Source organism: Spirabiliibacterium pneumoniae (assembly GCF_014884995.1).
Lineage (GTDB): Bacteria > Pseudomonadota > Gammaproteobacteria > Enterobacterales > Pasteurellaceae > Spirabiliibacterium > Spirabiliibacterium pneumoniae.
The window spans coordinates 18,501-34,226 of record NZ_JABMII010000008.1; the positions used below are offsets into that span (position 1 = coordinate 18,501).

Here is a 15,726-nt window from a genome sequence, read left to right on the forward strand (position 1 = left end):
ATTTTCTCCTTTGTTGAAAATACAGCGTTCACGCTGTGATACTAACCTATTATTTGATTTTGTCCAACAACTCGCTGATAAATGCCAAGCGCTCAACCGCACTTTCAAGTGGCTTGTTAAAGCGAAACTTGCTTGGGCCGTCAAAGCGATAAACGCCGGGATCTTCACGAATTAGTGTTAAAAATGGCTGCGGATCGAGTTCAACCGACGGTTTAAATTCAATGTGCCCACCTTGCGCGTAGGCTTCGATTTTTTGGATGCCGAGCAATTTGGCAGATTGGCGTAGTTGAGCAATCTTGATCAAATTTTTGGCAGACTGTGGCAAGGCGCCAAAGCGGTCAATTAACTCGACTTTCAATTCATCTAGCTCCAGTTCGGAATGCGCGCTGGCAATGCGTTTGTAGAACGACAATCGCATATTGACATCGCCCAAATACGTTTCAGGCAACAGGGCGGGAATGCGCAGGTCAATTTCTACTTGCTGTGAGGTTAGCTCATCTAGGGTTGGCTCACGGCCATTTTTAAGGGCGTCGACCGCACTTTCGAGTAATTCCATATAAAGTGAAAAGCCAATGGACTCAATTTGCCCGCTTTGCTCCGCACCTAATAGCTCGCCAGCACCACGAATTTCCAGATCGTGGGTCGCCAACACAAAGCCTGCGCCAAGATTATCAAGGCTTTCAAGTGCTTCTAAGCGTTTGCGCGCATCAGCCGTCATGCGTTTAGGATGCGGGGTGAGCAAATAGGCGTAGGCTTGGTGATGCGAGCGCCCAACCCGTCCACGCAATTGATGCAACTGCGCCAGCCCGAATTTATCGGCACGTTCAATGATAATGGTGTTCGCCGTTGGCACGTCGATGCCTGTTTCGATAATGGTAGAGCAGACCAGAACATTGTAACGCTGGTGATAGAAATCACTCATCACGCGCTCCAGCTCACGTTCGCGCATTTGCCCATGCCCGATAGTGATGCGTGCCTCTGGAATAAGTTCCGCCAAAGACTCAGCACAATTCTCAATGGTGGAAACATCATTGTGGAGGTAATACACTTGTCCGCCACGCAGAATTTCACGCAACACCGCCTCACGAATGGTAAGCGGATCACTTTGACGTACAAAGGTTTTGATGGTCAGCCGTCTCGCTGGTGGTGTAGAGATGATCGAGAGATCTCGCATGCCGCTCATTGCCATATTTAAGGTGCGCGGAATCGGTGTAGCAGTGAGAGTGAGAATATCAATGTTGGCACGCAGCTGCTTGATTTTTTCTTTTTGCCGCACGCCAAAACGGTGTTCTTCGTCCACCACCAGCAGCCCAAGCTGTTTGAATTTCACATCGGATTGCAGCAATTTGTGCGTGCCGATCAAAATGTCCACCTTGCCTTCGGCCAGATCGGACAAAATCGCTTTTTGCTCTTTAGCGGTTTTAAAGCGTGACAGCATCTCTACATTCACGGGCAGGTTAGCAAAACGATCTTTAAAATTATCAAAGTGCTGTTGTGCCAGCAGTGTGGTAGGTACTAGCACGGCCACTTGGCGGTTGTTGTTGACCGCCAAAAACGCCGCGCGCATTGCCACTTCTGTTTTCCCAAAGCCCACATCGCCACACACTAAGCGATCCATCGCTTTTGGCTGGCACATATCGCTGATCACTGCATTGATCGCCATGGCTTGGTCGGGCGTTTCCTCAAAAGGGAAGGTGTCACAAAATTGTTTAAATTCGTCGCGCTGATAGTTAAAGGCAAAACCTGTTTGCGTTTCTCTTTTGGCATATACATCTAATAGTTCGGCGGCCACATCGCGAATTTTTTCCGCTGCACGGTTGCGTGCTTTAACCCAGGCATCACTGCCGAGCTTATGCAACGGCGCGGTTTCATCATTACCACCGACATAGCGGCTTAATAAGTGCAACGAGGACACAGGCACATACAACTTAGCGTCGTTGGCATAGTGTAACAATAAGTATTCTGCCGTAATACCACCCGCTTCAAGGGTAGTTAAGCCGCCATAACGCCCCACACCGTGTTCCAAATGCACCACAGGTTGCCCGATTTTCAGCTCAGCCAGATGGCGAATGAGGGTGTCTGGATTGATGCTTTTGCGTGCATCGCGTTTACGTTGCTGCACGCGCTCGCCAAGCAAATTAGTTTCCGTGATAAGGGCGTAGGCATCATTGGCGATAAAGCCGTGTTCAAGCTGGCTAATCATCAAGTTGACCGCACTTTTACATTCGCTCAACGTGGTGGCAAAGTGCGGTTTCAGTTTAAGTGGCTTGAGCAAGTCCAGCAAGGTTTCGCGCCGTCCTTCCGATTCCACGGAAAAGATAATCCGCCCCGTAAAGTGCTCTTGAAATTGGCGCAGCAATTGTAGCGGCTCTTTGCTTTGGTGCGCCAACGTCAGGCTTGGCAATGGCTCAACGGCTAGGTTGCTTTGTTTGACTGAGTTGCGTAAATTTTCAGGCGTAAAGGTGATTTGCGGGTAATTTTTCAGCGCATGATTGACAGCCTCTGCACGCAGCCACAAGTCGTCAGGTGGCAGCAGTGGGCGCATGGGGTCAACTTTGCGGCTTTCAAAGCGAGTGACCGCATCTTGAAAGAAACGCTCGCTTTTTTCAGCGCAATCACGGTAATTGATGAAAAGCGCCTTTTCAGGCAGATAATCAAACAAGGTGGCCATCTGCTCGAAAAAGAGCGGTTGCCAATACTCAATGCCTGCCGCCAGCGTGCCTTTGCTGATTTGTTGATAAATATGCTCGCTATCACGGCGAATTTCAAAGCGTTCACGAAATTGGGTGCGGAAAAATTCGATGGCTTTGTCATCGGTTGGAAATTCGTGCGCGGGTAAAAGATCGATTTTCTCAATTTTTTCTAGGCTGCGTTGTGAATCCACATCGAAGGTGCGAATAGTATCAATTTCATCATCAAAGAAATCCAAGCGAAAAGGCGTGTTGCTGCCCATCGGGAAAAGATCGACAATCGCGCCACGAATGGCAAATTCACCATGCTCAAGTACTTGCTCGACAGCGCGATAACCCGCACTTTCTAATTTGCGCCGAAATTGCTCAATGTTCAACTTGTCATTAGGTTTGATGAGCAACACATTATTTTGTAAAAAGTGCGGTGGGCACAAGCGCTGCATTAAGGTATTGACTGGCAAAATAAAAATACCGTCGCGCGCATGTTGTAAGAAAAAGAGTGCACTTAATCGCGCTGAAATAATGTCTTGATGAGGGGAAAAACTATCATAAGGCAAGGTTTCCCAATCGGGGAAAAAGCGAACGTGCTTGTCAGTGAGTGTGCGCAGTTTTTTTTCTAAATTCAGCGCGCTGCGGGTGTCGGTGGTGACCACAACACACAAGCCTGTGTGTTGTTGCGCCATTTGAGTAATGGCGAGTGCGTCACTGTCGCCAATATGATTGCCTAATCGTTTGTGATCCCCTGCTTTTTGTGGCAAGGGAAGGGAAAATAATGCGTGCATAGCGTCTCTGATAAACCCAAGAAAGGCATAGTTTACCCAAGCGCTTTGAGAAAAGCAAAGTGCGGTTGCTATGCGTTAATCACACGGCACAATTTTAATAGCAAGGCCGCCCGTTGAGGTTTCACGGTATTTCGCATTCATATCTTTGCCCGTTTCAAACATCGTTTCGATCACTTTATCTAGGCTCACCGATGGGCGCGTGGTGCGCCTTAACGCCATGCGGCTGGCATTAATGGCTTTAACCGCAGCAATGGCATTGCGCTCAATGCAAGGCACTTGCACCTGCCCGTTAACGGGGTCGCAGGTGAGGCCTAAATTATGCTCCATGGCAATTTCAGCGGCAATGCACACCTGCTCAGGACTGCCGCCTAAGATTTCAGTTAAGCCCGCCGCTGCCATAGAACACGCTACGCCCACCTCACCTTGGCAACCCACTTCGGCGCCTGAAATGGACGCATTCATTTTGTACAGAGAGCCAATAATGCCACAGGTGAGCAAATAACGCTCAATGGTGTCGTCATTGAGTGGGGAAATAAATTGCTGATAATACGCCAGCACCGCAGGCACAATCCCGCAGGCGCCGTTTGTTGGCGCAGTCACCACGCGCCCGCCGGCTGCATTTTCTTCATTGATGGCAAGGGCAAACATATTCACCCAATCGATAATTTTCATGGGGTCATTTGATAATGTGTTGTTTGATTCTAACACCCGACGAAGTGCGGTGGCGCGACGGGGGAGTTTTAATTTACCAGGCAGGATGCCTTCCGTGTGCATGCCACGTTGCATACATTCCCACATGGTCGCCCAAATGTGATGTAAATAGTGTTTGACTTCTGCTAGCGGGCGCAGGGCAGTTTCATTTTTTAACATCAGTGTTGAGATAGCAAAACCTTGTTCTTGGCAATAGGTTAAAATGTCCTCTGCACTGCGGTAGGGATAAGGCACACTTTGCGGATTGTCATCAACTTGGTTAAAGTGCGCTTCATCAACGATAAAACCGCCCCCGATAGAATAATAAGTTTGAGAGTAACAAAGTTGCTCGCCTTGAAATGCGCGAAAGCGCATGCCATTTTCATGAAGCGGTAAAAAAGTGCGGTGAAACACCAAATCGCGCGCCGTGTCAAACGCAATGCTTTTATCTTCACGCAAGCACAAACGCCGATGTTGTTGAATGCTGGCGATAAAGTGCGGTATGGTGTCAATCTCAACATTATCAGGGGTGAAGCCAGCCAAGCCAAGCAACAAGGCAGTGTCAGTATTATGACCAAGGCCTGTAAGTGACAATGAGCCATAAACACCGATTTCAATACGATCAATCGTGGCTAACAGATGTTGCGTTTCAAGTTCATCAACAAAGGCGCGAGCCGCTTTCATCGGGCCGACCGTGTGAGAGCTTGATGGGCCAATCCCCACTTTAAATAAATCAAAAACCGAGATCATCAACGCCCCGCTAAAAAGGCCTGAAGATGATCTAAAAACACCACAAAATCATCACTACCACAATAGGCTATCAACTCGGCGTCGTATTCATGCAGTGTGTCGTCAAGTGTGAGGGCATCACAAGGCAGGCTAAGGGCGTGGGCTTGTACACAAACATCCATTGCATCAAAGCTGAGATCAAATTCATGTCCATGTAGTATTTCAGGTGTGCGAGTGTGGTGTGCAATGGCGTGTTCAACGCGCGCTTTCAGCGCTGAGATGGCCGCTTGCGAGTGTGGCAGCTCATCACAAGCCCAACGCGCCAGTGCCTCATGCCCCATGGAGCATGTCACCACCAGCGCACGTTGAGCATCAAATGCAAATTGATAATCCATCAGCCTCAAATGCTAAATGACGAGCCACAGCCACAGGTGGTGGTGGCGTTAGGATTGTCAACAATAAAACGCGATCCTTCCAAGCCTTCGGTGTAATCTACAGTGCCGCCGATTAAATACTGCAAACTCATTGGATCAATCACCAAGCCAACACCATTTTTTTCAATGGTCAAATCACCATCGTTGACTTTTTCATCAAAGGTGAAACCATACTGAAAACCGCTGCAACCGCCGCCAGTGATATAAACACGCAGTTTCAAATTTGGGTTTTCTTCATCCGCAATCAGCGCCTTGACCTTGTTCGCTGCTGCATCTGTGAATGTTAAAGGAATTGCATCGTTCATAAATATCGCGCCATTAAATTAAGAATTGGCGGATTATATCACAATTTTGCGCCATCTGTTCAAGTGGATTTATTGCTTACAATCATAATGAGGTGCGCTATAATTCAAAGACAACGATCAAACAAAGGATTTCTAATGGCTATTCCAATTCGTACAGCGCAAGAACTTGAGAAGATCCGCACGGCTTGTCAATTAGCCCAAGCGGTATTGGTGATGATTGAACCTTATGTCAAAGCGGGTGTGAGCACGGGTGAGCTTGACAAAATTTGTCATGACTACATCACCCAAACGCAGCAGGCAATTCCTGCGTGTCTGAACTATCACGGTTTTCCAAAATCGGTGTGTATTTCCATCAATGAAGTGGTGTGCCACGGCATTCCAAGTGATGATCGCGTGTTGAAAAACGGCGATATTGTCAACATTGATGTCACCGTCATCAAAGATGGCTATTTTGGTGACAATTCCAAAATGTATTTTGTGGGCGAGCCGAGCATTAAAGGCAAGCGGCTGTGTGAAGTAACACAAGAGTCGCTTTACAAAGCACTTCATATCGTGCGCGCTGGTATTCGTTTAAATCAGATCGGCAAAGTTATTCAGCAGTATGTTGAGAGCAAAGGTTACTCCGTGGTGCGTGAATATTGTGGGCATGGTGTGGGCAGCGAGTTTCATTGCGATCCACAAGTGTTGCACTATTATGCCGACGATGGTGGCGTGATTTTACAGCCTGGTATGGTGTTTACGATTGAGCCAATGGTTAATGCAGGGCGCAAAGAAATTCGCTTAATGGGCGATGGGTGGACGGTAAAAACCAAAGACCGCAGCCCGTCAGCGCAATATGAGCACCAAATTGTGATCACCGAAGACGGCTGTGAGATTATGACTATTCGTGATGAAGAAATCGCGGAAGGTCGCATTGCCCGCATTATGCACAATGGCTAATGTGCTTACTGTTGAGGGCGTAAAAGCGGCCTTAAATGCGCTGAAGGCGCATGAAATCAGCGCATTGTCCACCGCCGATGTGACCGCACTTTTGCACGCCCGCAGCTGTTTCTTTGATCACATCATACGCACACTGTGGCAACAATTTGCATTGAGCCAAAGCACGTTGTGCTTAATGGCAGTGGGGGGCTATGGGCGTGAAGAAATGTTTCCACACTCGGATCTTGATCTCCTGCTGTTGAGTGAAACCGCACTTTGTGAGCCTGAAACTGCGCGTTGGCAATCTTTCACCCAATTTTTATGGGATTGTGGTCTCCATCTAGGGCAAGCGGTGCGTACGTTAAGCGAATGTGAGCAAGACGGGCAACGTGATTTAAGTATCGCCACCACGTTTTTTGAAGCGCGTTTATTGTGCGGCAATGTTCAGCTGGCGCAGGCGTTGAAAGCGATAACTGAGCAGCCAACGTTTTGGCCTTTGGCTGAATATTATCATGGGCGTATGGCCGAGCGTGAGCAACGTTATGCGCGCTATCACAACACCAGTTACAATCTTGAGCCAGATGTGAAATACAGTCCTGGCGGCCTGCGAGATCTGCATTTGCTAAGCTGGTTGACTCGTCGTCACAACGGCGATCAAAGCCTTGAACAAATGCGTCAGTCGAGTTTTATTTACCCAGAAGAGTTTGAGCTGCTGTTTCGCGCGCAGCAGTTTTTATTCAAAGTGCGGTTTGCATTGCATTTGCTGCTCAAACGCGCCGATAATCGGTTATTATTTGCACATCAGGTTCGAGTTAGCGAGTTGTTAGGCTTTGAGCAAAGCCAAAGCAATCGTGCGGTTGAGACAATGATGCGCCAGTATTTCCGCCACACGCATCATGTGATGGCATTGAGCGAAATGCTGTTGCAAGACTACGCCGAGCAATTTCTGCACCCTGCTGAACATGAAACAGGCAAGGCATTGGATGATGATTTTTTCTTGCAGGGCAATGCCATTCGAATTGGTGACAACGTCACTTTTTCTGAAAGGCCTGAACGCATTATCACGCTGTTTATTCACCTTGCGGGGGCACCGGCGCGTTATATTCATGCCTCCACATTGCGCCAGTTGCGCCGCGCACTATCACGACGCAGACACTATCTAATTGAGCATGAAGCTGTGCGTCGCGCCTTTATCACGCTGCTAAATCAGCCGAAGGCCATTGCCCGTGCGCTGGTGCCCATGCGTCAGTTTGGGGTGCTGAACGCCTATTTTAGTGCGTGGGACAAGATTGACGGACTGATGCAGTTCGATCTCTTCCACGCCTACACGGTGGACGAACACACCTTGCGCGTGTTACTTAAGATCGAAAATTTTTTGAGTGCCCCAGCGCAAACAGCGCACCCATTGTGTGCGGCGATTTTCCCCCAATTGCCAAATCGTACACTGCTTTACATTACCGCACTTTTTCACGACATCGCAAAAGGCCGTGGTGGCGATCACGCAGAGCTGGGCGCTATTGATGTGTATGAATTTGCTAAACAGCACTTTTTTGGGGAAAGTGAAGCGGAAACCATGGCGTGGCTGGTGCAAAATCATTTGGTGATGTCCATCACCGCTCAACGGCGTGATATTTATGACCCTGATATCATCAACCAATTTGCACGACGGGTAAAAAGCCAAGTGCGGTTAGATTATTTGTTGTGCCTGACCGTGGCAGACATTAGCGCCACCAATAATCAATTGTGGAATAGCTGGAAGCGCTCACTGTTGCAAACGCTTTATCAATTCACCACACAGCAGTTAACCCAAGGTAGTGACGCGCCGTTAGACATCTCTGAGCAGATCCTCACTCACCGATTGCAAGCATTAGATGCGCTACGTGATGACATTCAAGCCCAGTGTTTGGATAAAGCGCAAGTGCAGGCGTTTTGGGCGCGCTGCCCACAGGATTACTTTTTACGCAATAACGGCGCACAGCTGGCGTGGCATTTACGCCTAATTACGCCTAATACCGAGTTGGTGTGTAAGGCCAGTAACCGCTTTAGCCGTGGTGGTTCGGAGCTTTTTGTTTATTGCCCTGATCAACCTTATGTGTTCAATAAAATTGCGCGCACACTGGAGGCGAAAAAGGTTTCTATTCATGATGCGCAAATCATCACCAGCCACGACGGCTATTGTTTAGACAGCTTTATTTTCACTGAGCACAATGGCGAGTTGGTAAAATTCGACCGCCGCCGCGAGATTGAAAGTGCGGTTGAAGCCGCGCTACTCGGAGAATATCAACCCGCCACACCACGGCAAAACACACGCTTAGATCACTTTGCCATCACTACGCAAGTACGGTTTTTAAACCGTGACAAACGCGATCAAACCGAGCTTGAAATTTTCACTCTCGACAAACCTGGCCTGCTTGCCCAAATTAGTGCGATTTTCAGCGAACTGAATTTAAGCCTGATCAACGCTAAAATTATGACCATTGGCGAAAAAGCAGAAGACTTTTTTATTTTGCAAAATGCTGACGGTGAAGCGCTCACCCCTGCGCAGTGTGAGCAGCTTGAAACCGCACTTTATCACGCGTTGGATTAAAAACTAGCGCGTGTTAGATGATAGGTGTCGTTACAGCGTAACAATTCAAAATTACCTTTGCTGTCAACGTATTGCTGAATATAGCGCACGTGATTAATGGCGGTGTTTAAAACAGAAAAACTTTGCGCAGGGTCACGGTGTGTTTGCCATGTGCCGCCTTGTAAAATATGCAGTAATAAGCGCAATGTGTGCCCGTGCGATACCAACAAGATCGCCCCGTGTGAGTGCTGCTCGATGATACTTGCAAAGCAAGGTATCAGGCGATGATAAAGCTGTTCAAAGGTTTCTCCGCCGTTGGACGTTGCGTGATAGTTTGCTGGGTCGTGGCGCATGGTTTGAAATTCGGGCAGTTTGCTTAATTTTTCCACACTTTGCCCCTCCCAGCGACCAAATCCTTGTTCATTTAGCCCTGCAAGTGGCTCAACAGGCAAAGTGCGGTCGCCTAAAATCAGCCTAGCCGTCGTGATTGCGCGGGGTAATTGGCTGGCGTATGCCGCGCAAAAATCCACCTCTTTTAGGGCTTGAGCCGTAGCTTTTGCGCCTGCAATGCCTGCGGCAGTTAAGGGCGAGTCACCATGGCCTTGCAATAAGCCAAGTTCATTCCATTGGGTGCGCCCGTGGCGGATAATGTAAAAATCAAGTTGTTTATATGGCATCATTTAAAGCAGTGGACTAAATAAAAAACAAACCCGTTCTAGCAGGCGTTGATAAAGAGGGCGTTTGGCCCAGTGTTGCTGATTGAGCAAGTGCGATTGCGTGATGTAGGCGTGCTGTAGCTGATTAACTTCTTCGCCAAAGCGTAAATCGTCAACAATCATCGTTACCTCAAAATTAAGCATAAAGCTGCGTGCGTCCATATTGACGGTGCCCACCAGCGCAAGACGGCGGTCAATTAAAATGCTTTTGGTGTGCAATAGTCCGCCATCAAATTGATAAATGTTGACGCCCGCGCTGAGCAATTCATCAAAAAAAGTGCGGCTCGCCCAATGCACCAGCCAAGAATCGTTTTTCTTCGGCACAATTAAATTGACTGTTACACCACGAATAGCGGCTGTGGCAAGGCTGCTGGCGATGGTGTGGCTCGGCACAAAATAGGGCGATGTGATGGTGATCGACTCGCGCGCGGAGCTGATGGCCAGCAGCAAAGATTGGCTCATCATACTTTCAGGAAACCCAGGGCCTGATGGCAGAATTTGCACACCGTGGGTGTCGCTTGGCTCAAGGGGCTTGAGCGGGCATTGTGGCAGCAGGTTAATAGCATTGCCTGTTTCCATTTGCCAGTCAAGATGATGCACCCCTTGTAAAATTAACGCCACAGGCCCTTGCATACGCACCATAATGTCGACCCATTGCCCCACATTGCTGTCGGCTTTGAAATAGAGAGGATCCACCATATTCATGCTGCCCGTGTAGGCGATGTAGTCATCAATCACAACGATTTTGCGATGCTGGCGCAAGTCGGCCCGGCGAAAAAACATCCGAATCAGGTTCGCGTGTAAGGCCTCTTCAATATGAATGCCGCGGCTGCGCATTTGTCGGCAACGGCGGCTCGCCAAAAAGACCTTGCTGCCCACGGAGTCCAGCAGTAATTGCACTTTCACGCCGCGCGCAACCGCACTTTCAAGTGCGCGGTTGACCTCTTCCACCCAGCCACGTTGCGCCCAGATGTAAAACGTCATGGAAATGCTGTGTTGCGCGCGTTCAATGTCTGCAAGCAAGCTTTCATAAATCGCTTTAGGAGTATTGAGAATATGCAGCTCATTGCCCAATACACACGGAATGCCGAGCGCCTTGCGGCACAGGGCAAAGAGCGGTTTGAAACGCAAGTGCTCGTGGCGCAAGGTGAGGTTGGAGCACTCATCAAAGCTGTGAAACCACTGCTGATAAAGCGGTGTGAGCTTTTTAAAGGTTTCTGCCCGGCGGCGGCCGAGTTTAATTTCACCGAGAATTAAATAAGCGATAATCCCAAAAATGGGGATCATAAAAATAATCAAAAACCATGCCAGTGTGACCGACACCGCTTGTTTTTTAAACGCTAAACGGGCGGTTATCCCAATGCCGAGAACCCAAAGTGCGGTTGGAATGACAATGCTTAAAATTTGCGAAAGGGAGCTATTCATACTATATTTAATTTTTAATAACGGCTGAGGGGGAGTATGACAACATCTTTTCATATTGTCTATCAACATCCTGATTTTCTGGTGTTAGATAAGCCACCTGGGCTGTCTGTCCACAAAGATGAACACGAACGGGGTCTAGTTGAGCGCGTAGCAGATGCCACAGGACATGAAAAATTGTGGTTGGTGCATCGCCTTGATAAAGTGACATCGGGTTTACTGATTTTAGCTAAAAATGCACAAAGTGCGGTGCAGTTTCAGCAATTATTTGCGCAAAAAGCCGTTGAGAAACAGTATATTGCACTGGCCATGGGTAAGCCAAAGAAAAAACAAGGCTTGATTATAGGCGATATGCAAAAAGCGCGCAATGGCAGCTGGCGGCTGAGTAAAACACAGGAAAATCCTGCGATAACGCGTTTTTATAGTCAATCAGTGATGCCAAATTTGCGCCTTTATCACCTGTGGCCGAAAACGGGCAAAACGCACCAATTGCGCGTGGCGATGAAAAGTCTCGGGGTGCCGATTTTAGGTGATAGGCGTTATGCTGGCGAGCAGGCTGACCGCACTTATTTGCATGCTTATGCGCTGCAATTTGCGTATAATGGGCAAACGATTGCAATATCCTGCGCACCAAAGTGCGGTCAATGGTTTCAAGATGCGCGTGTCCAGCAGGCAATCAACTTATTACATAAACACAATACGGGGTAGTTATGCGTTGGAGAGGAAGACGAGAAAGCGGCAATATTGATGACCGCCGTGGGCAAGGTGGTGGTTTTATTGGCGGCGGTAAAGGCGGCATTGTCGGGTTGATTATTGTGCTAGTGGGCGCGTATTATGGCGTGGATCTTTCAGGGCTGGTTGGCGGTTTTGAAGGAGAGGCGCAAACACAAAATTATACGCCAACAGCGCAAGAACAGGAGCTGGCGAGTTTTTCTAAAGTGGTGCTTGCCGATACGGAAGATGTGTGGGGCAACTATTTCAGCCAGTTAGGGGAGCGCTACAATCCGCCGACGATGGTGCTTTACACCCGCGCCACACAAACAGCTTGTGGTACAGGCCAGGCGGCAATGGGGCCGTTTTATTGCCCTGACGATCAGCGTGTTTATCTCGATTTATCGTTTTATCAAGATATGCAACACAAGCTCAAAGCCTCAGGTGATGCGGCGTTTGCTTATGTTATCGCCCACGAAGTCGGGCACCATGTGCAAAATTTGCTCGGCATTTTGCCGAAAGCGCATCAAGTGATGCAACGCAGTGGTAGCAAAACGGCAGCGAACCAAATCTCGGTGAAAATCGAGTTGCAGGCCGACTGTTTTGCTGGCGTGTGGGGGCATTATGCTAACGAACAAGGTATTATGGAACCTGGCGATTTAGAAGAAGCCTTTAACGCAGCACAAGCGGTGGGGGATGATCGTTTACAAAAACAAAGTCAAGGCTATGTGGTGCCAGACAGTTTTACCCACGGCAGTGCGAAACAACGGATGTACTGGCTCAAACGTGGGCTGGAAAGCGGCGATATTCGTCAGTGTAATACGTTTGACAGTTAACGAAAGTGCGGTTTGACCGCACTTTTTTACGCTTGCTCTTCTGCCAAAAAGCCGCCACTTTGGTGTGCCCAGAGTTTGGCGTAAACGCCCCCTTGAGTGAGCAGTTCGCTGTGGCTGCCTTGCTCAATGATTTGCCCTTTATCCATCACGATCAATCTATCCATGGCGGCAATGGTGGACAGGCGGTGTGCGATCGCAATTACCGTTTTGCCTTGCATCAGTTTTTCAAGGTTTTCTTGAATGGCGATTTCCACTTCGCTATCGAGCGCGCTGGTGGCTTCGTCGAGTAATAAAATTGGTGCGTCTTTGAGCATCACTCGTGCGATGGCAATCCGCTGCCGTTGCCCACCTGAGAGTTTTACGCCACGTTCGCCGACATGGGCATCATAGCCTGTACGGCCTTGCGCGTCGCTCAGTTGTGGAATGAAACTGTCGGCGGCAGCTTTTTGCGCTGCGCGATACATTTCCGCGTCGCTGGCTTGTGGGCGACCGTAGACAATGTTTTCCCGCACGGAGCGATGCAGCAAAGAGGTGTCTTGCGTCACCAGCCCAATTTGTGCGCGCAGGCTTTCTTGGGTCACGGCCTTGATGTTTTGCCCATCGATTAAAATTTCCCCATCATTGACATCATAAAAGCGTAGCAATAAATTGGTCAGGGTTGATTTGCCTGCGCCAGAGCGCCCAACAAGACCGACCTTTTCGCCAGGTTTGATGTGCAAATTGAAATGCGAGAGCAAAGTGCGGTTGGCGTCATAGTTGAAGGTGACATTGTTGAATTGAATATCGCCCCCTTTCACTACTAATGGCTTGGCATCACTTGCGTCAATCACCGTGTGCGGTTTACTTAAGGTGGAAATGCCGTCTTTCACAGTGCCGAGATTTTCAAACAAGCGCGCCGCTTCCCACATCATCCAGTGAGAAAGGCCATTGACACGCAGTGCCATCGCAGTGGCGGCAGCAATGACTCCGACGTTGACCGCACTTTGATACCACAACCACACACCGATGGCGGCGGTGCTGGCGGCGAGCGAAGTATTTAATATATGGTTGCACACTTCAAGGCGACTGACGAGGCGCATTTGCGCGTGCACGGTGAGCATAAACGATTGCATCGAGGCTTTGGCATATTGGGATTCACGTTGCCCATGGGAAAATAATTTCACTGTGGCAATATTAGCATAAGCATCTGTTACGCGCCCTGTCATCAGCGAGCGGGCATCGGCTTGTGCGCTAGCGGTTTGCGCAAGGCGTGGTACGAAATAGATCATCATCAGGGCAAAAAGCACTAACCAGCTGACGAAAGGCACAATCAGCCAGCCGTCGAATTGCAGCAAAATGACGCCGCTGGAAATAAAATAGACAGCCACATAAACGACCATATCCGCGAAAACCATCACGGTATCGCGCACAGCAAGGGCCGTTTGCATCACTTTAGCGGAGACGCGGCCAGCAAATTCATCTTGATAAAACGCTAAACTTTGCCCTAGCATTAAGCGGTGGAAATTCCAGCGCAACCGCATAGGGAAGGTGCCTTGCAAGGTTTGAAATTGGATCAGACTTTTTAGACCCAACCAAACGGGGCTAAGAGCAAGCATGATGCCAATCGCCCAAAGGCTTGTGCTGTGTTGACTTAAAAAGGTCGCAGGAGTGGATTGCCCTAGCCAGTCAACCAAAAGCCCCATAATTTTAAATAATAGTGCGGAGAAAATCCCCATGCCCGTGTTGAGAATAATCAGTGCTAGTAGCCACCAGCGTAAGCCCGCCAGCCCCGACCAGATAAACGACAACACGCCACTTTTTGGCGTTTGTGCTGCGCTATCGGGGTAGGGGTCAATGCGGCGTTCAAAAAAGTGAAACAGGCGATTGAACATCACTCCACCGCCTTAATCATAATTTCGCCATCGGCACGGTAGTCGTCTTGTTCTTCGTCCACAAAAGGAGCAAAGTGCGGTTTGTCAAAGGCGATGTCGCCTTCGTCGTCTAAGGTGGTGTCTTGCGTGAGGGTAGTGAACGGGAAGTGGCGCGTATCGCATAAGTGTGACAACGTCACGTTTTGCATCGCACGGAACATACTTTCTAGCCGCCCAGGGTGAGATTTATCCCAGCCTTGCAGCATCTCTTTCACCACTTGGCGTTGCAAATTGGGCTGTGAGCCACACAAATTGCACGGAATGATCGGGAACTGCTTAATCTCGGCATAGCGCACAATGTCCTTTTCTTTGCAGTAGGCCAGCGGGCGGATAACAATATGTTTGCCGTCATCGCTTAACAATTTAGGCGGCATGCTCTTCATTTTGCCCCCGTAAAACATATTCAAAAAAAGCGTTTCGAGCATGTCATCACGGTGATGCCCGAGTGCGATTTTTGTTGCGCCTTGCTCGCTTGCCGTGCGGTATAAAATGCCACGGCGCAGGCGTGAGCATAACGAACAAGTGGTTTTACCCTCAGGGATTTTTTCTTTCACAATGCCGTAGGTGTTTTCTTCCACGATCACATAATCCACGCCGATGCTTTCAAGATAGTGCGGCAACACTTCTTCAGGGAAGCCTGGCTGTTTTTGATCGAGATTGACCGCCACAATGTCAAAATGAATCGGCGCATTGAGGCGCAGATTGAGTAGAATATCCAGCAGCGTGTAGCTGTCTTTGCCGCCTGAGAGGCAAACCATCACTTTATCGCCGTCTTCAATCATATTGAAATCAGCAATGGCGTTGCCCACGTTGCGGCGTAGGCGTTTGTGGAGTTTGTTGGCGTTGTAAGTTGCTTTGCGGTTTTGGTTCAACGACATTGTTTCTTGCTCTTGCATATCATTAGACTAAAAAGTGAAAATTGCGCATAGGATACTGGCTAATGACAGCTTTTGCTAGTCTTTAGCCCGATTTTGCCTAGTTTTTAACGCAAAAAGCGCTTATAATTTCACGCCTGAA

Annotated in this window: 12 protein-coding genes; 4 read left to right on the forward strand and 8 right to left on the reverse strand. The window is 48.8% G+C overall.

What is annotated here, in order from left to right; genetic code table 11:
• Nucleotides 1-49: 49 nt before the first annotated feature.
• The 4 genes from mfd to erpA all read right to left on the reverse strand — a co-directional run bounded on the left by mfd (nucleotide 50) and on the right by erpA (nucleotide 5,630).
• Nucleotides 50-3,472: a transcription-repair coupling factor gene (gene mfd / locus HPC38_RS06275; protein ID WP_208120437.1), complete on the reverse strand. Its 3,423-nt coding sequence runs from the start codon at nucleotides 3,470-3,472 to the stop codon at nucleotides 50-52.
• Between the two features lie 75 nt (nucleotides 3,473-3,547).
• Nucleotides 3,548-4,912 (reverse strand): L-serine ammonia-lyase, encoded by a 1,365-nt coding sequence (locus tag HPC38_RS06280; protein WP_208120438.1) that lies wholly within the window; start codon nucleotides 4,910-4,912, stop codon nucleotides 3,548-3,550.
• A complete protein-coding gene (locus tag HPC38_RS06285) occupies nucleotides 4,912-5,286 on the reverse strand; it encodes a YacL family protein (protein WP_208120439.1) in 375 nt (124 codons plus the stop codon). Before HPC38_RS06285 ends, HPC38_RS06280 begins: the two co-directional genes overlap by 1 nt.
• A gap of 5 nt (nucleotides 5,287-5,291) precedes the next feature.
• Complete coding sequence (gene erpA, locus HPC38_RS06290; protein WP_208120440.1) at nucleotides 5,292-5,630, reverse strand: iron-sulfur cluster insertion protein ErpA; 339 nt, start codon at nucleotides 5,628-5,630, stop codon at nucleotides 5,292-5,294.
• Between the two features lie 135 nt (nucleotides 5,631-5,765).
• Between erpA and map the strand changes: the two genes are divergently transcribed.
• Both map and glnD read left to right on the forward strand, forming a co-directional pair.
• Complete coding sequence (map, locus tag HPC38_RS06295; protein WP_208120441.1) at nucleotides 5,766-6,569, forward strand: type I methionyl aminopeptidase; 804 nt, start codon at nucleotides 5,766-5,768, stop codon at nucleotides 6,567-6,569.
• A complete protein-coding gene (glnD, locus tag HPC38_RS06300) occupies nucleotides 6,562-9,135 on the forward strand; it encodes a bifunctional uridylyltransferase/uridylyl-removing protein GlnD (RefSeq protein ID WP_208120442.1) in 2,574 nt (857 codons plus the stop codon). Before map ends, glnD begins: the two co-directional genes overlap by 8 nt.
• On the opposite strand, the gene HPC38_RS06305 is transcribed toward glnD, so the two are convergent.
• Together HPC38_RS06305 and cls are read right to left on the reverse strand one after the other, a co-directional pair.
• Nucleotides 9,132-9,794 (reverse strand): histidine phosphatase family protein, encoded by a 663-nt coding sequence (locus HPC38_RS06305; RefSeq protein ID WP_235977672.1) that lies wholly within the window; start codon nucleotides 9,792-9,794, stop codon nucleotides 9,132-9,134. The genes glnD and HPC38_RS06305 overlap by 4 nt on opposite strands.
• Entirely contained in the window at nucleotides 9,795-11,255 is a 1,461-nt protein-coding gene (gene cls / locus HPC38_RS06310; protein ID WP_208120443.1) for a cardiolipin synthase, read from the reverse strand. It abuts the gene before it with no gap.
• A 36-nt stretch (nucleotides 11,256-11,291) separates the two neighbouring features.
• On the opposite strand from cls, the gene HPC38_RS06315 reads away from it, so the two are divergent.
• Both HPC38_RS06315 and ypfJ read left to right on the forward strand, forming a co-directional pair.
• Complete coding sequence (locus tag HPC38_RS06315) at nucleotides 11,292-11,960, forward strand: TIGR01621 family pseudouridine synthase (RefSeq protein ID WP_208120444.1); 669 nt, start codon at nucleotides 11,292-11,294, stop codon at nucleotides 11,958-11,960.
• A gap of 2 nt (nucleotides 11,961-11,962) precedes the next feature.
• Complete coding sequence (gene ypfJ / locus HPC38_RS06320) at nucleotides 11,963-12,799, forward strand: KPN_02809 family neutral zinc metallopeptidase (protein ID WP_208120445.1); 837 nt, start codon at nucleotides 11,963-11,965, stop codon at nucleotides 12,797-12,799.
• 26 nt (nucleotides 12,800-12,825) lie between these two features.
• On the opposite strand, the gene HPC38_RS06325 is transcribed toward ypfJ, so the two are convergent.
• Nucleotides 12,826-14,670: an ABC transporter ATP-binding protein gene (locus tag HPC38_RS06325; protein WP_208120619.1), complete on the reverse strand. Its 1,845-nt coding sequence runs from the start codon at nucleotides 14,668-14,670 to the stop codon at nucleotides 12,826-12,828.
• Entirely contained in the window at nucleotides 14,670-15,605 is a 936-nt protein-coding gene (ttcA, locus tag HPC38_RS06330; RefSeq protein ID WP_208120446.1) for a tRNA 2-thiocytidine(32) synthetase TtcA, read from the reverse strand. The genes HPC38_RS06325 and ttcA overlap by 1 nt, the downstream gene beginning before the upstream one ends.
• Between the last annotated feature and the right edge of the window lie 121 nt (nucleotides 15,606-15,726).